Source organism: Methylobacterium sp. 174MFSha1.1 (assembly GCF_900116815.1).
Lineage (GTDB): Bacteria > Pseudomonadota > Alphaproteobacteria > Rhizobiales > Beijerinckiaceae > Methylobacterium.
On record NZ_FPCB01000008.1, the window covers coordinates 158,435 to 181,741 of the forward strand.

Consider the following 23,307-nt stretch of genomic DNA (forward strand, 5'->3'; position numbering starts at 1 on the left):
AAATCTGGACGGGAAGGCTTAAGTTAGCCTTAAAAGGACAGTTTTGGATTTATTCCTAGTGGCGCGCGGACCGGTGGCGCGGTCATCGCGCGGCGCGCGTAACGCCCGGACATTTCAGGAAAAAGTTCCGCCGACATCGTGCGGCGATACTGCCGCAGGGTTTGCGGCGCGGCGATCCGCCGGCCACCGGTTAACTGTAACGTCACACGCGCCTGGAGCGAAGACCGGCCTCGCCGGAGGGAGGCCGGACGGTCGGGGGATCGTCTCCCGCCGCCGGTCCGGCTCGTCATGCGATGTCCGACTGATCGCTCGGCGATTGCTGCGCAATCGGTTTCGCGATGCGGAAATCGGCCTCGCTCACGCGTGTGGAGCCGGAGGCTCCACCGCGCGGGCTGGTGATACGATGTCCGAACCGACCGTCCGGAAAGCGTGTCATACGATTTCCGATTGATCGCTTCGCGATGCGGAAATCGGCTTCGCTCAGTCGCCGCGCGGGCTCGCGATACGCTTTCCGGAAGGAATCTTCCGGAAAGCGTATCAGACGGCCGTCAGGCCCTGCTCGCGGATCCAGGCCTGGGTGCGGTCGAGGGCGGTGCCGAGCCGGTCGAACAGGGTGTCGATCTCGTCCGGGCGGATCACCAGGGGCGGGCAGACCGCGACGCGGTCGCCTGTGAGGAAGCGCACGATCAGACCCTCCTCCTGCGCGAAGGCGACGCAGCGGGCGGCGACGCCGGCCTTCGGGTCGTACTGGCGCTTCGTCGCCTTGTCGGCGACGATCTCGAGGCCGCCGATCAGGCCGAGGCCCTTCGCCTCGCCGACGAGCGGGTGCTCCTCCAGGGCCGACAGGCGGCGCTGGAAGTGCGGCGCCTTCTCGGCCGCGCCCTCGATGATCTTGTCGCGCCGGTAGATCTCGATGGTCTTCAAGGCCACCGCGCTCGCCACCGGGTGACCCGAATAGGTGGTGCCGTGGCCGAAAGTGCCGATCTTGCGGCTCTGGTCCTGCATCGCCTGGTACAGAGTCTCGTCGACGGTGACGCCGCCGAGCGGCATGTAGGCCGAGGTGAGCGCCTTGGCGAAGGACAGGCTGTGGGGCTTCATGCCCATGGCCTCGGAGCCGAACCAGGTCCCGAGCCGGCCGAAGCCGCAGATCACCTCGTCGGCGATCAGGCGCACGTCGTAGCGGGCGAGCACCGGCTCGATCGCGGCGAAATAGCCCTTGGGCGGCACGATGGCGCCGCCGGCGCCCATGACCGGCTCGGCGATGAAGGCCGCCACGGTCTCCGGGCCCTCGCGCAGGATCATCTCCTCGAGCTCGCTCGCCAGGCGCGCCGAGTAGGCCTCCTCGCTCTCGCCGTCATGGGCCCCGCGGTAGTGGTGCGGGCAGGCGGCGTGCAGGAAGCCCGGCAGCGGGAGGTCCCAGTCGGCGTGGTTGGCGGTCAGCCCGGTGAGCGAGGCCGATGCCACCGTGACGCCGTGATAGCCCTTGTGCCGCCCGATGATCTTCTTCTTCTGCGGCCGGCCAAGCGCGTTGTTGAGGTACCAGGTCAGCTTGACCTGTGTGTCGTTGGCCTCCGAGCCCGAGGAGGTGAAGAACACCTTCGAGACCGGGATCGGGGCCAGTTCCTTCAGGGTCTCGGCGAGCTCGATCGCCGGGTCGTGGCTGCGGCCGGAGAACAGGTGGGTGAAGGGCAGCCGCGACATCTGCTCGCGGGCGGCCTCCACCAGCTCCTCGTTGGAATAGCCGAGCGCGGTGCACCACAGGCCCGCCATGCCCTCGAGATAGGGCCGTCCGTCGGTGTCGTAGACCCAGACGCCGTGGCCGCGCTCCAGCACCAGCGGCCCGGTCTGCCGGAAGGCCGCGAGATTGGTGTAGGGGTGGATCAGGGTTTCGACGTCGCGGGTGGCGAGGTTCGAGAGCATCGTCTCTGTCACTTTCCTTGTCGCGAGGAAGCGCCGGACGGTGCCGGCGCCGCCTCAGATCCGGGCTCGGACCGAGCCCTGTCGCGGCGGAGCAGAATTCGCTTGCGCCGTCACACTAGCGGCGCGATGCCGACGCACAACCCGGGCCGCTCTCGCGGGCCGCCCGCACATTCCTGGTCAGACCGACGCGCATGCTCGACCCCGCCCAAATCGTCTCGACGCCCGCGCCCGGCCGGGCCTGCGGCGCCTGTACCCTGTGCTGCAAGGTCTACGACGTGCCGGCGGTGGAGAGCGTGGCGGGGGAGTGGTGCCGCCACGCCAAGCCCGGCCGCGGCTGCGGCATCCACGAGACCCGGCCCGGCCATTGCCGCGCCTTCTTCTGCCTCTGGATGACGGAGGCCTGGCTCGGTCCGGAATGGAAGCCCGACAAGGCCAAGATGGTGCTGAGCCTCGACCCGACAACGCGCTTCCTGCACGTCCAGGTCGATCCGAGCCAGCCGGCCGTCTGGCGGCGGGAGCCCTATTACGGCCAGCTCAAGCGCTGGGCGGCCGCCTCCCTGGCGCAGGGCCGGCACGTCCTGGTCTTCGTCAATTACAGCGCCACCGTGGTGCTGCCGGACCGGGACGAGCCGCTCGGCGTCTTCCTGCCCGGCGACCGGCTGTTCTCCCGCGAGCGGATGACGCCGAACGGGGTCGTCATCGAGGTGGAGAAGCGGACGGTGACGTGAGGCGCCCCGACGCGGGGTCAGCCCCCGTCGGCCCGGGCGGCGTCGCGCCAGGCCAGCACCACCCGTTCCAGTTCGGCGACGTCGCCGGGGGGCAGGCGGCCTAGGGTCCGGGTGACGTAGGATTGCTGGGCCGCGATGCCGGTGCGGGCGAGCGCCAGCCCGGCCTCGGTCAGGTGCAGGGCGTGGGAGCGCCGGTCGCCGGGGATCGGGCGGCGCTCGACGAGACCCGCCTCGACCAGGCGGTCGATCAGCCCCGAGACGTTGCCCTTGGTGACGTAGAGCCGCTCGGCCAGGTCCTGCTGGGTCAGGCCCTCGCGCTCGGACAGGGTCGAGAGCACGTCGAATTGCGGAATCGACAGCCCGACGGCCTTGAGCTCCGCCGCCACCGCGGCCGAGACGCGCCGGTGCAGGCGGATGAAGCGGAACCAGACCCGCAGCGGGTCGGCCTCGGCCGGGGCGTCTGCCCCAGCCGCTCGGTGGGGGCGCGAGGATGCGGTCATCGGGATAGTTTACATCAGAACCATCCCGACGCTACGTCTTACACCATCATAAGGCAAAGAGGGTGACGACCGGGGCTGCGCCACTTGGGTCCCTAGCCAGTGCAGGTTCAAAGCCTTGCGCATTGGTCACACGTGCGCTGCGAGTAGAGCTTGGTGAAACCGGTGATGAGACGAGCGAGAGGTCGCTCTCTCTCTTTGTTTGATGCCGAGATCGACTCAGCGGGCGAAGTTGGTTCCTAGAGTCATCTCAGCCGCTTCCGGTCGTATGACGACCGGTCGGATCTTCAAATTCCTACTCCTTTTTGCTGTCAGTTTTATTTTTGTGACAGTGTAATTATATGTTTTTATATTAAAAACCTAGAATAAATCTTTGCGTATTGGATTTATTTAGCTCGCGGGCAATATCAGCAATATTATTTTGCGCGTTTCTAACATTGGCTGCCTCAATTGATTGTGTGCCGGACAAGAGGCGAGCTGTTTCCGACGGTGGAATAGCTCTTCTGTTTCCATCCTTAAGCGTCACGTCAGTTGTTGTTAAAGTAACAATTACTTTATGTTGATCTTCTCTGAAATTTTCGTTCGTGAAGCCGATGCTGCTTGCGCCAAAGCCAAGTCCTACAGGGTTGTATGCAATCCCAGCGTTCGCCTTCCCTGAAATTTTTGTCGTGAACGTGATGGTGTCAGCCATTTCACGGATGGCGGGCGCCGTCTTGGTTCCTTGAATCCCCGAGCCCGTCTTCGCTCGTAATTCAGTCCATTGATTGAGTTTTATGTATGTTGATACAAGATCTCTAATTGGCATTCTTCCTACAGCGGGATATAAAATATTAATTCCTGGCTTTGGATCGCAATATAGAGCTTTTATTTTTGTAGCCAATGTCTCAAAGCTGTCCTGTAATATGAATATGCGACTATTTTCGCGCGTTCTATCAGCTGCACCACCTAGGCTGATTGTATCAGCACGCCGAATAAACTGATTTATTAGCCCAATATTGGCGCCTTGTATATTATTCTCCTGCATTCTCAGCGTGAATTCATATGTAACTTGCGTTGATCTATAGTATTGAAGCCTATCCATAAGTTTTTTTTCAGTAATTGAATTAAAATCGAAATTGCCAAATCTTACGTCATCGCGATCAAAAGCGTCTGCAAGTTCGACCCCCGTATATTTGGCGGTTATTGGTATGTTGCCATATGAGCGAAATTCCTCAATAGTTGTTTGCCTAACAGCGCTTCTAGCTTGACATCTGACATTCGCAACTATGTCATCCGTATCGACGCCTGTAATATCTTGAGGTAACGGGTAATGAGAGCATGCACTTGTCGTGCCGATGACGGCGATTGCACATAAAAGATGCTGAATCGACATTATAAGCGCCCTTGTTAGCTTTTGTTCTAATGCGGATTAATAATGCATTAGGCAGAATTTTTTGATGTAGCGCTGCTGCAACACAAAAATTCCAATTTGGCGCGTGCTGTGCCGGATTGTCGATTGGTAAAGCAGTAATACAAGTCGGCCCGCATGGGCGCACTGATGAGTTTCGTTGAAATAAGTTGTCTTTATTTAAAGCGACGCCGCAGCGAGGACGTTGCTAGCGCGCGATGACCGCCGGTTGCTGGGATCCGGCGATTGATCACCGATCCGGCCAGCGCGCTCTAGCCGCCCTTCCATCACTGCCGTAAGCTAGGACCTTGAGACCGTGGTCCTGCGAGGCCCCGGCGACGAGGGCCGCGACGACGAGCGCGGCTCCCCTGAGGAAGCCCAAGGGAAGGACGACACGCCATGCTCGGCCTGATGCAGGACTGGCCCCTGCTGATCCACCGCATCATCGATTACGCCGCGATCCAGCACGGCGCCCGCCCGGTCATCTCGCGCTCGGTCGAGGGACCGATGCACACGACCACCTATGCCGACATCCGCCAGCGCTCCCTGCGCCTGTCGAAGCGGCTCGCCGCCGACGGCATCCGCCTCGGCGACCGGATCGCGACGCTCGCCTGGAACACCTGGCGCCACCTGGAGGCCTGGTACGGCATCACCGGCATCGGGGCGATCTACCACACGGTCAACCCGCGGCTGTTCGAGGACCAGATCGCCTACATCATCAACCACGCCGAGGACCGGATCCTCCTCCTCGACCTCACCTTCCTGCCCCTGGTCGAGCGGCTGGCGGACAAGCTGCCGACGGTCGAGCGCTTCGTGATCCTCACCGACGGCGCCCACATGCCGCAGACCGCCTTACGCAACGCCGTCGCCTACGAGGACTGGCTGGCCGAGGCCGACGACGACTTCGCCTGGGCCACCTTCGAGGAGAATACGGCCGCCGGCCTGTGCTACACCTCGGGCACCACCGGCCTGCCGAAGGGCGTGCTCTACTCGCACCGCTCGAACGTGCTGCTCGGGCTGATGGTCAACAACCCGGCCTTCATCGCGCTGAAGCCCACCGACATGGCGATGCCGGTGGTGCCGATGTTCCACGCCAATGCCTGGGGCTTCGCCTTCGCGGCGCCGATGTCCGGCGCCGGGCTGGTCATGCCGGGGGCGAAGCTCGACGGCGCCTCGGTGCTCGACATCCTGGAGACCACCGGCGTCACCGTGACGGCGGCGGTGCCCACCGTCTGGCTCGGCCTGCTCCAGCACCTCGACGCGACGGGCCAGCGCCTGACCCACCTCAAGCGCGTGGTGATCGGCGGCTCGGCCTGCCCGCGGGCGATGACCGAGCGCTTCGAGCGCGACTACGGCGTCACCGTCGACCACGCCTGGGGCATGACCGAGATGAGCCCGATCGGCTCGTACTGCTCGCTCAAGCCCGAGGTCGCCCATCTGGAGGGCGAGGAGCGCCTCGACCTCAAGATGAAGCAGGGCTACGCCCCGTTCGGCGTCGACTTCCGGCTCACCGACGACGCGGGCCGCGACCTGCCCTGGGACGGCACCACCTTCGGGCGGCTCAAGGTCGCAGGCTTCGCGGTGGCGAAGGCCTATTTCCGCTCGGACGAGCCGATCCTCGACGATCGCGGCTTCTTCGACACCGGCGACGTCGCCACCATCGATCCGAACGGCTACATGGCGATCACCGACCGCTCGAAGGACGTGATCAAGTCCGGCGGCGAGTGGATCTCCTCGATCGACCTCGAGAACCTGGCGGTCGGCCATCCGGACGTGGCGGAGGCGGCGGTGATCGGCGTGCAGCACCCGAAATGGGACGAGCGCCCGCTGCTGATCGTGGTGCCCAAGGAGGGCCGCACCCCCGACAAGGCCGACATCCTGGCCTTCATGGCGCCGCGCATCGCCAAGTGGTGGATGCCCGACGACGTGGTGGTGGTGGAGGCGATCCCCCACACCGCCACCGGCAAGATCCAGAAGACGACGCTCCGGGACCAGTTCCGCGACTACCGGCTGCCCGGGGCGGCGTGAGCGTCGGGGCGGGCGTCTTCGGATGCCCGCCCCGCGGCGGGCCGGCGCATCCGGCCGATCATCCTGCGGCGCGACCTTATCGCGCGTCCGGCCCATCCTGACGAACCTCCCCGCGCGCCCATCTCGATCGAGGTGAACCTTGCGGCAGCGGCGGGAGGGTGAGCGTGCCGGACGATCTGACCGTCTACTACGATGGGGCCTGCCCGCTCTGCCGGACCGAGATCGGGCATTACCGGGGCTGTGCCGGGGCCGAGCGGGTGCGCTTCGTCGATCTCGCGACGGTGCGCGACGACGCGTCCCTCGGCCCGGGGCTCGACCGGGCCGCCGCGCAGGCGCGGTTCCACGTGCGCGAGGCGGATGGGCGCCTGGTGTCCGGCGCGGCCGCCTTCGCGCATCTGTGGCGCCGTCTGCCGGCCTGGCGCTGGCTCGGCCGGCTCGTCGAGGTCCGGATCTTCGGCTTCCGTCCCGTGCTGCTCCTCGCCGAGGCGGCCTACCGCCTCTTTCTCCCGCTGCGGCCGCACCTGGCGCGCGGCTTGAGCCGCGGCGGCGTTCTGCGGAATTCGGCGTGAGGCCCGGATCCGGCGGAGTACCGCGCGGGTGCCTCGTCCCCTCTCAGGAAGGTGTCGCATGAGCAGCGCGGTCGTCGTCGGCGCCTCGGGCGGAATCGGGGGCGCCCTCGTGGCGGCGCTCGCCGCATGCGGGGCGCATGAGACGGTGTTCGCCCTGTCGCGCGCGCCCGCGTCGCAGCCGGATCCCGTGCGGTCCCTGCCCGTCGACGTGACCGACGAGGAATCCATCGCGGCCGCGGCGCGGACGATCGGCGAGGCAGGGCCGGTCGGCCTCGTCATCGTCGCGAGCGGGATCCTGCACGGGCCGGGCGTCTCCCCCGAGAAGGCGATCCGGGCGCTCGATCCGGCCGCGATGGCCGCCGTGATGGCCGTCAACGCGATCGGCCCGGCACTCCTCGCCAAGCACCTCGTGCCGCTGATGCCGCGCAAGGGGCGCAGCGTCTTTTCCGCCCTCTCGGCGCGGGTCGGCTCGATCGGCGACAACCGCCTGGGGGGATGGTACGCCTACCGGGCCTCGAAGGCGGCCCTGAACCAGGTCCTGCGCACGCTGGCCGTCGAGACGGCGCGCACCCATCCGGAGCTGATCGTGGCCGGCCTCCATCCCGGGACGGTGCAGACGGCCCTGTCCCGGCCGTTCCGCCCGGATCCGGGGCCCGGCCTGTTCGCGCCGGAGGAGAGCGCCGCCCATCTCATGCGGGTCCTGGACGGGTTGCGGATCGGTGAGTCCGGTGGGGTCTTCGCCTGGGACGGGCAGCCGGTCCCGCCCTGAGGCGAGGGCCCGGCGGTCGCGCCGCGTGCAACCAACGGCGGGCTCGCGCGCTTGTCCCAGAATGAAATCCCTGACGGAGAGCGCAATGCCAGTCTGGAAAACCGTCGCCGAACTGGCGACCGAGCGCAACATCGACCTCGCGGCCGCCCAGGCCCTGGTCGACGCGGCCAACTGCCCGAAGGTGTTCGGGCTGCACGGCACCGTCTACCTGATCTGATCGCCGCCGCACCGGCCGGGCGTGCCCGCGGGCATCGCCCGTCGGCTTCCGGCCGGATCACCGTTAGCGGTCGGCTTCGCCCGGTCGCGGTGCGCTGCCGATCCCGATTTTTGTAAAGGTTTAATTCCGGCCGGTTACCGTGGGCGGCGTCACCATAGCGTATAGCGTCCCGGAATCATGAATAGCGGCACGGCGAAATTCGGATCGCTCGAAGACAGCACCGCTCTCCTGCAGAGTCACGTATTGGCGATCTCCGAGGCGATCGCCCGGACGCGGCAGGAGATCGCCGAGATCCGCGAGGAGCAGGATGCCGGGCGCACCCGCGACGAGCTGAACGCCGTCGTGCGCGGCACCGAGCAGGCCACCGACACGATCCTCACGGCCTCGGAGACGGTCGACGCGCTGGCCGGCGGAATCGCCCGGCGCACCGGAGACGACGCGACCCGGGACGACGCCCTGGCGATCCAAGCCCAGATGCAGACGATCTTCGAGGCCTGCAACTTCCAGGACCTGACCGGCCAGCGGATCGCGAAGGTCGTGCGGACCATCGTCCTCGTCGAGGAGCGGGTCGCCGAGATGATGCGGCTGTGGTCCAGCTCGGCCTCGCCGTCGAAGCCGGCCGCGGAGCGGCGCCAGGGCGAGGATTCCCTCCTCAACGGCCCCGCGCTTCCCGGCGCCGCCGCGGTCTCGCAGGACGCCGTCGACGCGATGTTCCCGTAAGGGGTCGCGGTCGCACCTCAGGGTGAGGGCGTGGATGGGACGAAGACCATCGATCGAAGCGGACAGGCTTCGGGAGTTGTCGAGAGTGCGGCTTCGCCTCGTACCGGCACCGGCCAGAGTCTCTGCTGCATCCCGCCAGGATGCGCGGGTCGTCCGTCCATGACCGGACCGGGTGGCGGGCTGTGGACCCGCAGGTTCGGCCGCACGGTGCGGGCGGCCGCCTGACCCCGTCGGGGCACACCCGCCGCGCCGGCGAGAATGACGGGCGACGGCCTGTGCAGAAGGCGGATGCAGGGCTCGGGGCGCCGCCCCGGCGCCCGGAGCGCTTGACGCTGGGCCGCCGATTCCGGACCATGCATTGCACAATCCAAAATTCCCGCCCACATCTCCCCGATGCCCCTGATCGCCCGCCTTCGCGCCTATGCCGCCGAGATGTTCGGCGCGCCCGCCACGCCGCCCGACCCGGAGGCGGAGCAGCACCTCGCCGCCGTGGCCCTGCTCGTCCACGTCGCCCGGGTCGACGGCACGCTGGCCGCGGTGGAGCGCGACCGGCTCGCGCGCCTCCTCACCCACCGCTTCGCCCCCGACGAGGCGCGGGCGCGGGCGCTGATCGAGCGGGCCATCGGCTTCGACGACGAGACCCGCGACGTGGCCGAACTCGTCGAGATGATCGGCCGCGACGTGCCGGAGGAGGAGCGGCGCGGGCTCCTCGGCCTCGCCTGGGCGGTCGCTGCCGCCGACGGGCAGGTGCATGAATTCGAGGACGACCTCGTCTGGCGTGTCGGCCAGCTTCTCGGCTTCGACGACGCCGCGATCACCGCCACCCGGGCGGTCGCCCTGGCGGGGCTGCCGCTGCCGCAGGTCCCGGTCCGGTAACCGGCGATGGTCAGCCCCTTCGTGATGCCGCAATCCGGGCGGAAGCCCGTGCTGCTGGTCCTGCACCAGGAGCAATCCACCCCCGGCCGCCTCGGCCGGCTGCTCCAGGAGCGCGGCCATCTCCTCGACATCCGCCGCCCCCGCTTCGGCGATCCCCTGCCGGAGACGATGCGGGACCATGCCGGCGCGGTGATCTTCGGCGGGCCGATGAGCGCCAATGACGGCGACGACTTCGTGCGGCGGGAGATCGACTGGATCCAGGTGCCTCTGCGCGAGGAGCGGCCCTTCCTCGGCCTGTGCCTCGGCGCGCAGATGCTGGCGAAGTGCCTCGGCGCCACGGTCTGCGCCCATCCCGACGGCAAGGCCGAGATCGGCTACTATCCGCTCCTGCCGACCGCGGCGGGGCGCGACTTCGAAGGCGAGATCGGCCAGCCCTGGCCGTCCCACGTCTATCACTGGCACCGGGAGGGCTTCACCTGCCCGGCCGGCGCCGACACGCTCGCCACCGGCGACGACTTTCCGACCCAGGCGATCCGGGTCGGGCCGGCGGCCTTCGGCCTCCAGTTCCACCCCGAGGTCACCCACGCGATGATCTGCCGCTGGACCGTGCGGGCCGCCGAGCGCCTGCGCCTGCCCGGCGCGCAGGACCGGGCGCGGCAGATCGAGGGCCGGCTGATGCATGACGGCCGCGTGGTGGCCTGGCTCGACGCCTTCCTCGACCATTGGCTGGCGGGGGCGGGGGTTCCAGCGACGACATGATCCTCAGCCTGACGCTGCTGCTGCTCTGCCAGCTCGCCGGCGAGATCCTCGCCCGCACCTTCGCCCTGCCGGTGCCGGGCCCGGTCCTCGGCATGGCGCTGCTCCTCGGGGTGCTCACCTTGCGTGACCGGCGCCCCGGCGGGCTGCCGGCGCCGCTCACCGACGGCACGCTGGAGCGCACCGGCAAGGGGCTGCTCGCCCATCTCTCGCTGCTCTTCGTGCCGGCGGGCGCCGGGGTGATCGGCCGGCTCGACGTGCTGGCCGCCCACGGCCTCGCGCTCGCGGCGGCGCTGGTGGTCTCGACGGTGCTGGCGCTGATCGCCACGGTCTACACCTTCGCCTATGTCGCGCGGCGGACCGGGCGGTGACGGGGGACTTCGCCCTCTGGGTGTTCCTGTCGCGCACGCCGCTCCTGTGGCTCACCGTCACGCTCACCGCCTACGTCGTCGCCGACCGGATCTCCGCCGCCACCGGCCGCCACCCGCTGGCGAACCCCGTGCTGCACGCGATCTGGATGGTCGGCCTGGTGCTGATCGTCACCCGCACGCCCTACGCCGTCTACTTCGAGGGCGCGCAGTTCGTGCACTTCCTGCTCGGCCCCGCCACGGTGGCGCTGGCGATCCCGCTCTACGAGCACCGCAAGACCGTGACCCGGGTGCTGGTGCCGATGCTGGCCGCCCTCGTGGTCGGCTCCACGGTCGCCCTCATCACCGGCATCGGCACGGCGAAGCTCCTCGGCGTGCCGGATGCGATCCTTATCGCGCTGGCGCCGAAATCCGTCACCGCCAGCGTCGCCATGGGCATCACCTCGGCGCTCGGCGGCGACCCGACGCTGACCGCCGTGCTGGTGATCCTCACCGGCATCCTCGGCGCCATCGTGGTGACGCCGCTCCTCGACCGGCTGGGCATGAAGGATTACCGCGCCCGCGGCTTCGCGGCGGGGCTCGCCGCCCACGGCATCGGCACCGCCCGCGCCTTCCAGGTCAGCGAGGTCGCCGGCACCTTCGCGGGCATCGCCATGGGGCTCAACGCTTTCCTGACGGCGGTGCTGGTGCCGCTGGCGCTGGCTTTGCTGCGGTAGGGTTCGTCGAAATAGCCGGTGGAGATTCCATCCTCCCTCGTCATTCCGGGGCCGCGTAGCGGAGCCCGGAATCCATACGCTCAGGTTGTACAGGAAGAGGCGGAGAGCATTCCGCTAGATCCTGGACCATCCGCGGTTCTGGATCCCGGGCTCCGCTGCGCGGCCCCGGGATGACCCTGTGGGTCGGGACCGTTGTCGGACACTTGTCCCGAATTGACAGCCTGAAGGCCTTTCAGGCCCGCGCAACCGCCCCCGTCGCCGCCCGCAACGCCCCGACGAGATGGAGCGAGCCGGTCACCAGCAGCCAGCCGCCGCGCCGCGCGGCGAGGTCCGCGGCCCGGGTGAGGGCGGCGCCCGGGTCGGCCACCGCCTCGGCCTCCATCCCTTCCGCCGCGGCGAGCGCCCGGAGGGTGGCGGCCGGATGCCCGCGCCGCTCCGGCATCTCGGTCGCGACCACGCTCGCCCCGTGCCGGGCCAGCACCGCGAGGAAGCCGGCCGCGTCCTTGTCGCCGGCGAGAGCCACCAGGGCGAGGCAGGGACCGGCGAGATCGGGCGCCCGTCCGAGGTCGCGCAGCACCGCCGCGAGGTTGAACGGCACGTGCGCCCCGTCGAGCACCACCGGCACGACGCCGGCCGCGGTCGAGATGCGCCGGCGCTCGAGCCGCCCCGGCAGGCAGGCGCCCGCGCGGGCCTCGGCGTCGAGAAGGCCCGCCCGCAGGGGCGCTCCGTCGCGGCCGCGCGACCCGGTTCCGCCGAGATGGTCGAGGACGAGGCCGGCGAGCGCGGCGTTCTCCTCCTCGATCGAGGCGCCGGCGGGGACCACCGGCCGCAGCACCGGACAACCGAGGGCGGCGGCGCGGGCGGCCGCGACCGCCCCGGCCTCGTCGTCGGCGGGCAGCGTGGTGACGAGCACCGCGCCGGGCTTGAGGATGCCGACCTTCTCGGCGGCGATGGCCGCGCGGGTGCCCCCTAAGATCTCGGTATGCTCCAGCGCCACGTTGGTGACGACCGCGACCTCGCTCTCCACCGCGTTGGTCGAGTCGAGGCGCCCGCCGAGCCCGACCTCGATCACCGCCCAGTCGAGCCCGGCTTCGCCGAAGATCGCGAGCGCCGCGGCGGTGAGCACGTCGAACCAGGTCGCGTCCCGGCCCGCCGTGTCGTCGCGGCGCGCCGCCTCGTGGGCGTCGAGGGCGCGGGCGAGCGCGTGGGCGAGGCGCGCCTCCTCCACCGGCCGGCCCTGGAGGCAGACCCGTTCGGTGACCGATTCGACGTGGGGCGAGGCGTAGCGCCCGACCCGCAGGCCCGCCCGCATCAGCCCGGCCTCGATGAGCGCGCAGACCGAGCCCTTGCCCTTGGTGCCGCCGACATGGACCACCCGCAGGCGCGCATGCGGCGCGCCGAGCCGGGCCAGCAGGTCGCGCATCGGGTCGAGCCCGACCCGCATCCCGCCCCGGGGCCGCTTCTCCCAGTCGGTCAGGCGGTCGAGGCGGTCGAGGATCGCGGGCAGGGGCGTGTCGGTGGGCATCGGCGTCATGGGTCACCCGTCGGTCGGTGCGGGGAGGGTGCCCAGGCGAGCGGCGGCTGACGTCCCGCGCTCCCCGGTGGTTGGACCACCTTGAACCTCGCCAGTCACGCGGGACAGCCCCCCATAAGAGACGGGCCGGCGCCGGGCAACCGCCGCTGCGTCACCTTGTGCCGGCCCCGGCGGGCGGCTACTCACCGGGACCGACCCCTCGCCCGCCAGGATCGCCCGCTCCCTTGCCCGCCCGCCTCGACGCCATCGACTGGGCGATCCTCCGGGAGCTGCAGGCCGACGGCTCCATCACCAACGTGGAGCTGGCCCGGCGCGTCGGCCTGTCGGCGCCGCCCTGCCTGCGCCGGGTGCGCGCCCTGGAGGAGGCCGGCATCATCCGCGGCTACCGCGCCCTGCTGGAGCCGAAGGCGCTGGGCTACGAGGTGGTGTGCTTCGCCATGGTGCAGCTCGCCGCGCAAGGCCAGGCGGAACTCGCCGCCTTCGCGGCCGAGATGCGCGACTGGCCGATGGTGCGGGAATGCTGGACGCTCTCGGGCGAGACCGACTTCCTGCTCAAATGCGTCGCGCCGAATCTCGGCGCCTTCCAGCAGCTCGTCGGCCACCTCACCGGCCTGCCCAACGTGCGCACGGTGCGTACCGCGCTCGCCCTCGACCAGATCAAGGACGAGCCGATCGCCCCCCTCGACGGGACGGCGCCCGAGGCGTGACCGCAGCGTCCGCCGGAGACGACCGGGCCGCCGGCACTTTACTGTAAAGGTCTGGGTCTCGCGCCGGCCTGCCCCAAAAATGGCGGGCGGCGGACGGGCTCTTCCGCTATCGTTGCCCGGTCGACGAGAGTTCATGGGGCGCGCAGCTATCTGCAGCTGAAACTGCAAGTTGATATTTTGTCGCCAGATCGCTGACTCTGGGGTGTATCATCGCCGATATTGCCCCACTCGATTGCCGGAGGCTGCAGAATGACCATGCCGGATCGACACGACCCCGAGCCGCGTCCGCTCGCCGGAAGGCCGGAGGGCCGGCCGGATCCGGTGAGCCTGTTCGCCGTCCCGGTCGCCCGGGCGACAAGCCGGCCCGGCGATCCCGTCCCGGTCACGCAGACGCTCTACCGCACCCCGGACAAACGCTACGTGATCCGAACCTGCCTGCATCTCGGGGACGATCCGGCGCACGACGTCTGCGACGTGACGATCTACGCCCGCGAGGCCGACCTGCGCGAGGCGCTGTCGGCCGGCAGCGACGGACCCGATCAGGCGCTGCTCGCCGCTGCGGGGCTGGATCGGGGGTGAGCGGACGAAGTCGTGATCAAGCCACTTTGCTGGTTCGACGCGACTGAAACCCTCCGCGTCATCCCGGGGCCGCGCAGCGGAACCCGGGATCCATATCCGCCGACGCTATAGAACCCAGCGCGACACGTTCCGCTTCATCCTGGACCGTCGGCGGTTATGGATCCTGGGTTCTCGCCTTTCGGCGAGCCCCGGGATGACGTTGAGCCGTTGATTGGTTCGGACGACGACCAAGGAAGACCAGGCGGCGACCGCGAACGGTCGCCGCCCCGACCCGTCAATGATGCTGGTGCCCGCCCCCGGCCTCCGGCGCCGACGCGCCGATGGCACCGACCGCGAAGCGCACCGCCACGGTGCCGGCGCGGGCGAAGGTGAGGGTGCCCGCGATGGGCTCGCCCGCCTTCACCGGGCCGGTCAGGTCCATGAACATCAGGTGGTAGCCGCCGGGCTTGAGCACCACGGTCTCGCCGGGCTTGATGACGAGGCCGGCTTCCACCGGGGCCATCTTCGCCACGCCCTTGTCCATCGCCATCTGGTGCACCTCGCCCCGGCCCGCGAGGGGGATCGAGGCCGCGACCAGCCGGTCGGGCTCCTTGCCGGTATTGGTGACCTGCAGGTAGCCGCCCGCCACCTTGGCGCCGCCGGGCGTGGCGCGGATCCACGGCGCCTCGATGGTGAGGTCGCCGGCCTTGATCGACGACGGCGCGGCGGTTGCGGCAGGAGCCGCTGCCGCTGCCGCCGCCACGATGCGCACGCCCGGGGCCGGAGTCTTCAGGTCGCGGGCCGACTGGCCGGCGGCCGGCACCTCGCGCCAGTCGACGACCGTGCCGTCGCAATCCTGGCGCACCGGGAAGTAGACCGTGCCGCCGGGCGCGACCGCATCGGTGAGGCGGGCCTGGAACACGAACTCGTCGTAGAAGTCGTCGGGCAGGGACCCGCCCTTCCAGGTGATCGTCTTCACGCCCTCCGAGACGGTGCCGTGATAGGACGGATAGGCACGGGCATACGGCCCCTTCTCGGTGCTGAGTTCCCAGCCGGCCTTCGGCATGGGCTTCGCCGCGATCACCCCGTCGGGGATCGTGACGGTGAGGCCGGTGGTCGCCTTGCCGTCGCAGCCGTGGCCGATCTGGACCACGCCGCGATAGGTCTGGTTCGGGCTCGCCTGCGTCACGGCGAGGACCGCGTGGGCGAGGGCGGGCGCGGCAGCCAGGGAGAGGGCGGCGGCGAGGCCGGCGCGGAGCGAAAACGTCATGATGTCGGGTCCGGATGAAGCAGAGAGGGGAGGCGTGAGGTCGAGGGGACCGGCGCGACGAGCCGGATCGTCACGCCGCGGGCGGACCGCGGGCGGAGGCCGGCCGGGCCGGCGCCGCGCAGCCTGCGTCCGCCGCCGCGACCGCCCAGGACAGGACGACGGCCGCCCGGGGTGGCCAGGCCGTCGCCGTCGCCGGGGCCGGCGGGGCCGGGTAGGCCTGGCAGGCGACCGTGCAGCAGGCATGGGCATGGACGAGCGGCGCCTTGCCCGACGGAGCCTGATCCGCCGGGACCTGGTGCGACTGGCACAGGAGGCCGCCGCCCGCCGCGACCGGCGCCGGGGCGAGGCCGGCGAGGAAGGCCTGCAGCAGCAGCCCGTAGAGCGACAGCACGGCGGCGATCCCGCGCCAGCGCGCCCTCGTCCCGCCCTGTGCCTGCCCGCTTCCGCTCATCCGCCAGACATAGCCGAGGCGGCCCGGCTTCGCCACGTCCCCGACACCCCTACGGTGGCCCGCGCGGCGCGTTGCACAATTACCGCAGTCCACAGCCCAGCTCGCGGCTCCACAGCAGCGCCCGCCCGGTGCCACAATCTGGCCCGCTCCTCATAGTGTCTTAACCGCATCCCGGCACCGTCACGGGCCATAGAATGGGGCGCAACACGGCAGCCAGAAGGTCTGCCGCGGTCAGGCGTCCCGCGTCACAGGTTCGAGAGCAGATTTCCCATGCTGACACGCGTTTCCCTCACCGGTTCGCTCGGCCTGGCTCTCCTGGCCGCGGCCGCCCTTCCGGCCCTGGCGCAGGATCGGGGCGGGTCGCTGGCCCAGGCCGAGTGGGCGCAGAACTACGATTCCGCCGCGACGATGCGGGTGCAGCGCTCCAACACGCCGATCCTCTCGCCCCAGACCCTGGCGGCGACCGAGCAGATGGTCGAGCGCTACCGCGACATCGTGGCCCGCGGCGGCTGGCAGTCGGTGTCGGGCGCCGAGCGCCTGCGCGTGGGCTCGAAGAGCCCGGCGGTGACGTCCCTGCGCCAGCGCCTGATCGCCTCCGGCGACCTCGACCCGGCCGCCGGCTCCTCGCCGGTCTATGATTCCTACGTCGAGGCCGGCGTGCGCCGGTTCCAGGCCCGCCACGGCCTGAACCAGACCGGCTCGATGAACGTCACCACCGTGCAGGCGATGAACGTGCCGGCCGACGTGCGGCTGCGCCAGCTCGAGCTGAACGCGGTGCGCCTGCGCTCCTATTCGGGCAATCTCGGCGAGCGCTACGTCATCGTCAACATCCCGGCGGCCCTCGTCGAGACGGTCGAGGGCGACCACGTCGCGACCCGCCACGCCGCCGGCGTCGGCAAGATCGACCGCCAGTCGCCGATCATGAACGCCAAGATCCAGGAGGTGAACTTCAACCCCTACTGGACGGTGCCGGCCTCGATCATCAAGAAGGACCTGATCCCGAAGATGCAGAAGGATCCGTCCTACCTGACGGACAACAAGATCCGCATCTTCAACGGCGACCGCGAGATCCCGCCGTCGCAGGTCAACTGGAATTCCGACGAGGCGACCCGCTACCGCTTCCGCCAGGATCCGGGCGTCGACCTGAACTCGATGGGCTTCGTGCGGATTAACATCCCGAACCCGCACGGCGTGTACATGCACGACACGCCGGCCAAGGGCATCTTCGGCGACGATTTCCGCTTCGTCTCGTCGGGCTGCGTCCGCGTGCAGAACGTGCGCGACTACGTGTCCTGGATCCTCCAGGGCACCCCGAACGCCAACCCGGACACGATCGAGGCGATCATCCAGGGCGGCCAGCGGGTCGATGCCCGGCCGCTGGCGCCGATCCCGGTCTACTGGACCTACATCACCGCCTGGTCGACCCCGGACGGCCTCGTGCAGTTCCGCGACGACATCTACAAGCGCGACGGCGCCGGCGCGCCGACCGCCTCGATGGCCGCCGCCGCCGCCGGCCCGCGCAACTTCAACCCCGACGCCGACGACGACCAGACCAACTGATCGCCGCGTCGCGACCTGATCTGACGACGGCCCGGGCGCGAGCCCGGGCCGTTTTCGCGTGAGTGGACCCCGTCATGACCCCCGATCCCGACACCCGCCTCGACGCGCTGGAGGCCCGCATCGCCCACCAGGACGCGACGATCGAGGACCTCAACCGCATCGTCACCGAGCAGTGGAGCGCCATCGACGCCCTGACGCGGCACGTCGCGGCGCTACGCGAGCGGGTGCGCGAGATGGCCGAGCGGCCGGCCGAGGCCGGCGACGAGCCGCCTCCGCCGCATTACTGAAGCACGACCGCCCCGGGCCTCGCGGTCCGGGGCGGACCGGAGATCAGAACGTGCCGAACTTGAAGTTCAGGCCGGCGCGAACCAGGCTGCCCTCGGTGCGGAAGCGGGAGAGGTAGCCGACGCCCGGGCCGCCGGTCGAGGCGACCAGCAGGTTGCGGCTGCCGAGGTCGTAGCGCAGGTACTCGACCTTCACCGTCACGGCGTTCGACTTGAAGACGTTCAGGAACGAGTCGGTCGGCATGGCGTACTCGACGCCGCCGCCATAGGCGTAGCCGGTCTCGATCCGCGAGCGGTTGCCGAAATACGTCTGCGGTACACCGGTGCGGAAGGCGACCGTCTGGGTCACGTCGCCGTAGGCGAAGCCGCCGGTGCCATAGACCAGGAACCGGTCGAAGGCGTAGCCGATCCGGCCCCGCACCGTGCCGAGGAAGCTGAGATCGGCCCGGTAGGTGTTGGTCAGCTGGTTCGGGTTGAACGCCGGCAGGAAGATCGACTCGGTGCGGCGGCGGTTCAGGTCGGTATAGGCCGCGTCGGCTTCGAGGCCGACGACGATGCCGGAGCCGGGCGTGAACTGGTAATTGTAGCCGACCTGGCCGCCGGCGGTGAAACCGTCCTGCGCCAGCGGCACGCTCGCGCGGCGCAGCCCGTTCGTGACGTTGGCCTGGAGCGCCCCGATGCCGACGGTGCTCACCCGGTCGGCCTCGGTGTAGGCGTAGCCGGCGTTGATGCCGAAATAGGCCCCGGTCCAGGTGAAGACCGGCACCGGCGTGAAGACCGGCGGCGGCGCGGCGCGCCGGGGAAGGTCGGCGGCGGACGCGGCGCCGACGGACAGGGCGACGGTGGCGCCCGCGGTGAGCAACGACTTGAGCATGAAACGCGGTTTCCCCTCTCGTGCGATCAAAACGCGGACGATCTGTGCGGCCACGTCTTTGCGCTGCCAAGGACCGCCGGGACACGGTGCCGTGTTTCCGCCGTGCTCATGGCTCGTATCGCTTCTGTTTCTCGCGCCGCGTGTCCTGCCCGACACGGATTTTCGCACGAGCAAGACTGGTGATAAAATTTACGTGAGTTTGGATTAAAGCGCAGATCTTGTTGGAAGTGCCTATCCTCGGTTAGGAGACGCCGGCGCTGATCTGTGCGACTGATCCCGCGACGCCCATCGGCCGACTCGGTCCGGCATGTCCCGAGCCGGATCGGTGTAGGGAGGCGTCCGGCCGGCCGTGAATTTTCATCAAGGGCGCCTTTAATATTTTTGAGTTTTCATCCGGGCGTTTCAAATTCACATTGGATGCGGATCGGCCCCGACGGACCGGTCACTGGCATTGATCGACCCGATGCGAGGTCCGAGGCCTGGACGCGGACGCGACGGAAGGTCCGGGTCCAGGCGCCGGACTCCTGCTTGGACTCTCGCGCCGCCCGCGTGTAGAAGCCGGCCGATCCCGATCATCGACTTCCGCACCGGCGCTCCGGCCGGGCGGCTCCCGACGAACCCCGAGGCCATCATGAGCGTGGGCACCGCCGCCACTTCCCGGTCCAACTCGTTCTTCTCCGCGTCGCTGGAAGATGCCGATCCGGAACTCGCCGGCGCCGTCGCCAAGGAACTCGGTCGCCAGCAGCACGAGATCGAGCTGATCGCCTCGGAGAACATCGTCTCGCGCGCCGTGCTCGAGGCGCAAGGGTCGGTGCTGACCAACAAGTACGCCGAGGGCTATCCGGGCCGACGCTATTACGGCGGCTGCGAGTTCGTCGACATCGCCGAGAACCTCGCCATCGAGCGCGCCAAGCGCTTGTTCGGGTGCGACTTCGCCAACGTGCAGCCGAATTCCGGCTCCCAGGCGAACCAGGCCGTGTTCATGGCCACCATGCAGCCGGGCGACACCTTCCTCGGGCTCGACCTCGCGGCGGGCGGCCACCTCACCCACGGCGCGCCGCCGAACGTCTCGGGCAAGTGGTTCAAGCCGGTCTCCTACACCGTGCGCCGCGAGGACCAGCGCATCGACATGGAGCAGGTCGAGCGCCTGGCCCAGGAGCACAAGCCGAAGGTGATCATCGCGGGCGGCTCGGGCTATCCGCGCCACTGGGACTTCGCCAAGTTCCGCGAGATCGCCGACAGCGTCGGCGCGGTGTTCTTCGTCGACATGGCCCACTTCGCTGGCCTGGTCGCGGGCGGCGCGCACCCGTCGCCGTTCCCGCACGCCCACGTCGTCACCACCACCACCCACAAGACCCTGCGCGGCCCGCGCGGCGGCATGATCCTGACCAACGACGAGTCCCTGGCGAAGAAGCTCAACTCGGCGATCTTCCCCGGCCTCCAGGGCGGTCCCTTGATGCACGTCATCGCCGGCAAGGCGGTGGCCTTCGGCGAGGCGCTGCGGCCGGAGTTCAAGACTTACGCCCGGCAGGTGGTCGAGAACGCCCGCGCGCTCGCCGACACCATCATCTCGGGCGGCTACGACATCACGTCCGGCGGCACCGACAACCACCTGATGCTGGTGGACCTGCGCGCCAAGGAGCTGACCGGCAAGGCGGCGGAAGCCGCGCTCAGCCGCGCCGGCATCACCTGCAACAAGAACGGCGTGCCGTTCGATCCCCAGAAGCCGACCATCACCTCCGGCATCCGGCTCGGCACCCCGGCCGCGACCTCCCGCGGCTTCGGCGTCGCCGAGTTCAAGAAGGTCGGCGAGCTGATCGTGCAGGTGCTCGACGGCCTGCACCGCGCCGGCGAGGCGGGGGATGCGGGCGCCGAGGAGGCTGCCAAGCGCGAGGTGCATGCCCTCACCGACCGGTTCCCGATCTACGGCTGATCCGGCGCTCTCCCGGCTTTCCTATCCGCCGGGAGCACTCTAGAACACGCCCCTTCCGGGGCCGGTCCCGCACGGGGCCGGCCCTTTTTCGTATACAGAGGAACGGGCGGCCGATGCGGTGCCCCTATTGCGGCGGCCTCGACACGCAGGTGAAGGATTCCCGGCCGAGCGACGACAGCTCGGCGATCCGCCGCCGGCGCACGTGCTCGGATTGCGGCGGCCGCTTCACCACCTTCGAGCGGGTGCAGCTGCGCGAGCTCGTCGTCGTCAAGCGCTCGGGCCGCAAGGTGCCGTTCGACCGCGACAAGCTCCAGCGCTCGGTCGAGACCGCGCTCCGCAAGCGCCCGGTCGAGTCGGAGCGGATCGAGCGGCTGGTCAGCGGCATCACCCGCCGGCTCGAGAGCACCGGCGAGGCCGAGGTGACCAGCGAGGCGATCGGCGAGGCGGTGATGGAGGGGCTGAAGGGCCTCGACGACGTCGCCTACGTGCGCTTCGCCTCGGTCTACAAGAACTTTCGCGAGGCCCGCGACTTCGAGGAGCTTCTCGGCCACCTCGCCGCCGGCGCGGCCCAGGCGACGGCCGACGAGGCCGCCCCGCCGGAGGAGGCGCCGCCGGCCCGACGGCCGCGGAGCCGCGCGTCGTGAGCGCCCGGGATATCACCCGGGACGAGGTCGACCGGCGCTACATGCGCCTCGCCCTGGCGCTCGGCCGGCGCCATCTCGGCCAGGCCTGGCCCAACCCGTCCGTCGGCGCGGTGCTGGTCGGCGGTCCGCCGGGTGCCGAGCGCATCCTGGCCCAGGGCGTGACGCAACCCGGCGGCCGGCCGCATGCCGAGCGGGTGGCCCTGGCGGCGGCCGGCGAGGCCGCCCGCGGCGCGACCCTCTACGTGACCCTCGAACCCTGCTCGCATCACGGCCGCACCAGCCCTTGCGCCGACGCCACCATCGCGTCCGGCGTCGCCCGGGTGGTGAGCGCGATGGACGATCCCGATCCGCGGGTCGCCGGGCGCGGCCATGCGCGGCTGGACGCGGCCGGCATCGCCGTCTCGGTCGGGCTCATGGGCGCTGAGGCCGCGCGCGACCAGCGCGGGCACGTGAGCCGGATCACCCTCGGGCGGCCCGCCGTCTTCCTCAAGCTCGCCCGCACCGCCGACGGCTATGCGGCGGGCGGGGAGGGGCGGCTGATGATCAGCGGGCCCCGGGCCAATGCCGAGATCCACCTGCAGCGGGCGCATTGCGACGCGATCATGGTCGGCGTCGGCACGGTGCTGGCGGACGATCCCCAGCTCACCGTGCGCCTGCCCGGGATGGCGGCGCGCTCGCCGCTGCGGGTCGTCCTCGACCCCTGCCTGCGCACGCCGCCCACTGCCGGCCTGGTGCGCACCAGCGTCACCGTCCCGACGCTGATCCTCGCCGGGCCGCACGGCTCCGAGGTGGCGGCGGAGGCCTTGAGCGCCGCCGGCGCCGAGGTGCAGAGGGTGCCGGTCACGGCGGACGGGCGCATCGACTTGGCCGCCGCCCTGCGCTTCCTCGGCGCCCGCGGCCTGACCCGGGTCTGCTCGGAAGGCGGGCCGACGCTGGCCGACGCGCTCGCCCGCGAGGACCTCGTCGACGAGTGCCTGCTCGTCACCGGCGACTGCGTCCTCGGCCAGCCCGGCCTGCCGGCGGTCGGCCCGCACCTCGCCGCGCGCCTCGCCTCCCCGGAGTTCAGGATCGCCGAGGACATCCGGATCGGCACCGATCTCTTCACCTGCCACGTACGGAGTCCGTAGATGTTCACCGGCCTCGTCTCGGATGTCGGCCGCGTCGCCGCGGTCTCCGGCGATTCCAAGCTCAAGCGCATCGCCATTGACTGCGCCTACGATCCCGCCGGCATCCTGATCGGCGCCTCGATCGCCTGCGCGGGCCCCTGCCTCACCGCCGTGACGGTGACGCCGCGCGCGGGCGGCTGCACCTTCGAGGTCGATGCCGCCGCCGAGACCCTGGCCCGCACCACCGTCGGGGCGTGGGTCCCCGGCACCCGGGTCAACCTGGAGCGCTCGCTGAAGATCGGCGACGAACTCGGCGGCCACCTCGTCACCGGCCATGTCGACGGACTGGCCGAGATCGTCGCCCGCGAGCCGGTCACCGGCCAAGCCGGCGACGTCTGGGCGCCGAGCGAGCGCTTCGTGCTGCGGGCGCCGTCCGCCCTGTCGCGGTTCATCGCCGAGAAGGGCTCGGTCTGCCTCGACGGCACCTCGCTTACCGTCAACGGCGTTACGGGCGACACCTTCACGGTGCTGCTGATCCCCCACACCCTCGCCGTCACCACCTGGGGCGAGCGCCGGGTCGGGGACAGGCTCAACCTCGAAGTCGACCTGATCGCCCGCTACGCGGCCCGGTTGACGGAGGCGCGGGCGGCGGTCGAGGTGGGCTGACCACGGGGGTGATCGCGCGGCGGACTCGTGACAGGATGTGGTCTGCCGATGCGGTCAGCTTTCGGTTGCTCGACGACGCCTGTGCCGATCCAGTCGGCACGGTCGAAGTCGTCACGCCGATCGGAACGCTGCTCGTGACGGCGGAACCGAGGATCGTGGGACGGACGTT

General features: G+C 69.7%; 25 protein-coding genes and 1 riboswitch. Of the genes, 18 read left to right on the forward strand and 7 right to left on the reverse strand.

All coding sequences use genetic code 11. From position 1 onward, the window contains the following. Window positions 1–537: 537 nt before the first annotated feature. Window positions 538–1,920 (reverse strand): aminotransferase, encoded by a 1,383-nt coding sequence (locus BM430_RS07160; RefSeq protein WP_093566556.1) that lies wholly within the window; start codon window positions 1,918–1,920, stop codon window positions 538–540. A gap of 191 nt (window positions 1,921–2,111) precedes the next feature. Here BM430_RS07160 and BM430_RS07165 point away from each other — a divergent pair, with 191 nt between their 5' ends. After that, complete coding sequence (locus tag BM430_RS07165; protein WP_093566557.1) at window positions 2,112–2,648, forward strand: hypothetical protein; 537 nt, start codon at window positions 2,112–2,114, stop codon at window positions 2,646–2,648. A gap of 17 nt (window positions 2,649–2,665) precedes the next feature. On the opposite strand, the gene BM430_RS07170 is transcribed toward BM430_RS07165, so the two are convergent. Together BM430_RS07170 and BM430_RS33845 are read right to left on the reverse strand one after the other, a co-directional pair. Beyond that, window positions 2,666–3,148 carry a MarR family winged helix-turn-helix transcriptional regulator gene (locus tag BM430_RS07170; RefSeq protein ID WP_093566558.1) on the reverse strand — a complete coding sequence of 161 codons (483 nt, stop codon included), beginning with the start codon at window positions 3,146–3,148 and terminating at the stop codon, window positions 2,666–2,668. A gap of 349 nt (window positions 3,149–3,497) precedes the next feature. Continuing rightward, window positions 3,498–4,517 (reverse strand): hypothetical protein, encoded by a 1,020-nt coding sequence (locus BM430_RS33845; protein WP_143131973.1) that lies wholly within the window; start codon window positions 4,515–4,517, stop codon window positions 3,498–3,500. A 414-nt stretch (window positions 4,518–4,931) separates the two neighbouring features. On the opposite strand from BM430_RS33845, the gene BM430_RS07175 reads away from it, so the two are divergent. The 9 genes from BM430_RS07175 to BM430_RS07210 all read left to right on the forward strand — a co-directional run bounded on the left by BM430_RS07175 (window position 4,932) and on the right by BM430_RS07210 (window position 11,551). Then, window positions 4,932–6,560: a long-chain-fatty-acid--CoA ligase gene (locus BM430_RS07175; RefSeq protein WP_093566559.1), complete on the forward strand. Its 1,629-nt coding sequence runs from the start codon at window positions 4,932–4,934 to the stop codon at window positions 6,558–6,560. Window positions 6,561–6,718: 158 nt separating this feature from the next. Continuing rightward, on the forward strand, window positions 6,719–7,129 hold the full coding sequence (locus BM430_RS07180) for a thiol-disulfide oxidoreductase DCC family protein (protein WP_093566560.1): 411 nt from the start codon (window positions 6,719–6,721) through the stop codon (window positions 7,127–7,129). A gap of 58 nt (window positions 7,130–7,187) precedes the next feature. Further along, entirely contained in the window at window positions 7,188–7,898 is a 711-nt protein-coding gene (locus BM430_RS07185; RefSeq protein WP_093566561.1) for an SDR family NAD(P)-dependent oxidoreductase, read from the forward strand. 85 nt (window positions 7,899–7,983) lie between these two features. Continuing rightward, window positions 7,984–8,115, forward strand: a complete 132-nt coding sequence (locus BM430_RS35530; RefSeq protein ID WP_280142266.1) for a hypothetical protein — start codon at window positions 7,984–7,986, stop codon at window positions 8,113–8,115. 243 nt (window positions 8,116–8,358) lie between these two features. Beyond that, window positions 8,359–8,835, forward strand: a complete 477-nt coding sequence (locus BM430_RS07190; RefSeq protein ID WP_244539360.1) for a protein phosphatase CheZ — start codon at window positions 8,359–8,361, stop codon at window positions 8,833–8,835. Between the two features lie 393 nt (window positions 8,836–9,228). Continuing rightward, window positions 9,229–9,711, forward strand: coding sequence for a tellurite resistance TerB family protein (locus tag BM430_RS07195; protein WP_093566563.1), 483 nt, complete (start codon window positions 9,229–9,231; stop codon window positions 9,709–9,711). A 6-nt stretch (window positions 9,712–9,717) separates the two neighbouring features. Continuing rightward, complete coding sequence (locus tag BM430_RS07200; protein WP_244539361.1) at window positions 9,718–10,470, forward strand: glutamine amidotransferase; 753 nt, start codon at window positions 9,718–9,720, stop codon at window positions 10,468–10,470. Beyond that, window positions 10,467–10,838: a CidA/LrgA family protein gene (locus BM430_RS07205; protein ID WP_093566564.1), complete on the forward strand. Its 372-nt coding sequence runs from the start codon at window positions 10,467–10,469 to the stop codon at window positions 10,836–10,838. The genes BM430_RS07200 and BM430_RS07205 overlap by 4 nt, the downstream gene beginning before the upstream one ends. Then, entirely contained in the window at window positions 10,835–11,551 is a 717-nt protein-coding gene (locus BM430_RS07210) for an LrgB family protein (protein ID WP_093566565.1), read from the forward strand. The genes BM430_RS07205 and BM430_RS07210 overlap by 4 nt, the downstream gene beginning before the upstream one ends. 232 nt (window positions 11,552–11,783) lie before the next feature. Here BM430_RS07210 and BM430_RS07215 read toward each other — a convergent pair whose 3' ends face one another. Continuing rightward, window positions 11,784–13,085 carry a bifunctional folylpolyglutamate synthase/dihydrofolate synthase gene (locus tag BM430_RS07215; RefSeq protein WP_244539362.1) on the reverse strand — a complete coding sequence of 434 codons (1,302 nt, stop codon included), beginning with the start codon at window positions 13,083–13,085 and terminating at the stop codon, window positions 11,784–11,786. 23 nt (window positions 13,086–13,108) lie between these two features. Further along, window positions 13,109–13,194, reverse strand: a riboswitch (ZMP/ZTP riboswitch). A gap of 115 nt (window positions 13,195–13,309) precedes the next feature. On the opposite strand from BM430_RS07215, the gene BM430_RS07220 reads away from it, so the two are divergent. Together BM430_RS07220 and BM430_RS07225 are read left to right on the forward strand one after the other, a co-directional pair. Next, a complete protein-coding gene (locus BM430_RS07220) occupies window positions 13,310–13,792 on the forward strand; it encodes an Lrp/AsnC family transcriptional regulator (protein ID WP_093566566.1) in 483 nt (160 codons plus the stop codon). A 249-nt stretch (window positions 13,793–14,041) separates the two neighbouring features. Continuing rightward, window positions 14,042–14,371 carry a hypothetical protein gene (locus tag BM430_RS07225; RefSeq protein ID WP_093566567.1) on the forward strand — a complete coding sequence of 110 codons (330 nt, stop codon included), beginning with the start codon at window positions 14,042–14,044 and terminating at the stop codon, window positions 14,369–14,371. A gap of 274 nt (window positions 14,372–14,645) precedes the next feature. On the opposite strand, the gene BM430_RS07230 is transcribed toward BM430_RS07225, so the two are convergent. Both BM430_RS07230 and BM430_RS07235 read right to left on the reverse strand, forming a co-directional pair. Then, window positions 14,646–15,620: a DUF1775 domain-containing protein gene (locus BM430_RS07230; RefSeq protein WP_093566568.1), complete on the reverse strand. Its 975-nt coding sequence runs from the start codon at window positions 15,618–15,620 to the stop codon at window positions 14,646–14,648. A gap of 70 nt (window positions 15,621–15,690) precedes the next feature. Further along, window positions 15,691–16,107 carry a hypothetical protein gene (locus tag BM430_RS07235; protein WP_143131974.1) on the reverse strand — a complete coding sequence of 139 codons (417 nt, stop codon included), beginning with the start codon at window positions 16,105–16,107 and terminating at the stop codon, window positions 15,691–15,693. Window positions 16,108–16,341: 234 nt separating this feature from the next. Here BM430_RS07235 and BM430_RS07240 point away from each other — a divergent pair, with 234 nt between their 5' ends. Continuing rightward, a complete protein-coding gene (locus BM430_RS07240; protein WP_093566570.1) occupies window positions 16,342–17,631 on the forward strand; it encodes a L,D-transpeptidase family protein in 1,290 nt (429 codons plus the stop codon). A 74-nt stretch (window positions 17,632–17,705) separates the two neighbouring features. Next, complete coding sequence (locus BM430_RS07245) at window positions 17,706–17,918, forward strand: SlyX family protein (protein ID WP_093566571.1); 213 nt, start codon at window positions 17,706–17,708, stop codon at window positions 17,916–17,918. Window positions 17,919–17,961: 43 nt separating this feature from the next. Here the strand turns inward: BM430_RS07245 and BM430_RS07250 are convergent, their stop codons facing one another. Next, window positions 17,962–18,789, reverse strand: a complete 828-nt coding sequence (locus BM430_RS07250) for an outer membrane protein (RefSeq protein ID WP_093566572.1) — start codon at window positions 18,787–18,789, stop codon at window positions 17,962–17,964. 631 nt (window positions 18,790–19,420) lie between these two features. On the opposite strand from BM430_RS07250, the gene glyA reads away from it, so the two are divergent. The 4 genes from glyA (at window position 19,421) to BM430_RS07270 (ending at window position 23,138) form a co-directional block, all read left to right on the forward strand. Beyond that, on the forward strand, window positions 19,421–20,722 hold the full coding sequence (gene glyA, locus BM430_RS07255) for a serine hydroxymethyltransferase (RefSeq protein ID WP_093566573.1): 1,302 nt from the start codon (window positions 19,421–19,423) through the stop codon (window positions 20,720–20,722). Window positions 20,723–20,835: 113 nt separating this feature from the next. Beyond that, window positions 20,836–21,366, forward strand: coding sequence for a transcriptional regulator NrdR (nrdR, locus tag BM430_RS07260; RefSeq protein WP_093566574.1), 531 nt, complete (start codon window positions 20,836–20,838; stop codon window positions 21,364–21,366). 41 nt (window positions 21,367–21,407) lie between these two features. After that, window positions 21,408–22,493: a bifunctional diaminohydroxyphosphoribosylaminopyrimidine deaminase/5-amino-6-(5-phosphoribosylamino)uracil reductase RibD gene (gene ribD / locus BM430_RS07265; protein ID WP_093566669.1), complete on the forward strand. Its 1,086-nt coding sequence runs from the start codon at window positions 21,408–21,410 to the stop codon at window positions 22,491–22,493. Continuing rightward, window positions 22,494–23,138, forward strand: coding sequence for a riboflavin synthase (locus BM430_RS07270; protein WP_093566575.1), 645 nt, complete (start codon window positions 22,494–22,496; stop codon window positions 23,136–23,138). Window positions 23,139–23,307 lie beyond the last annotated feature (169 nt).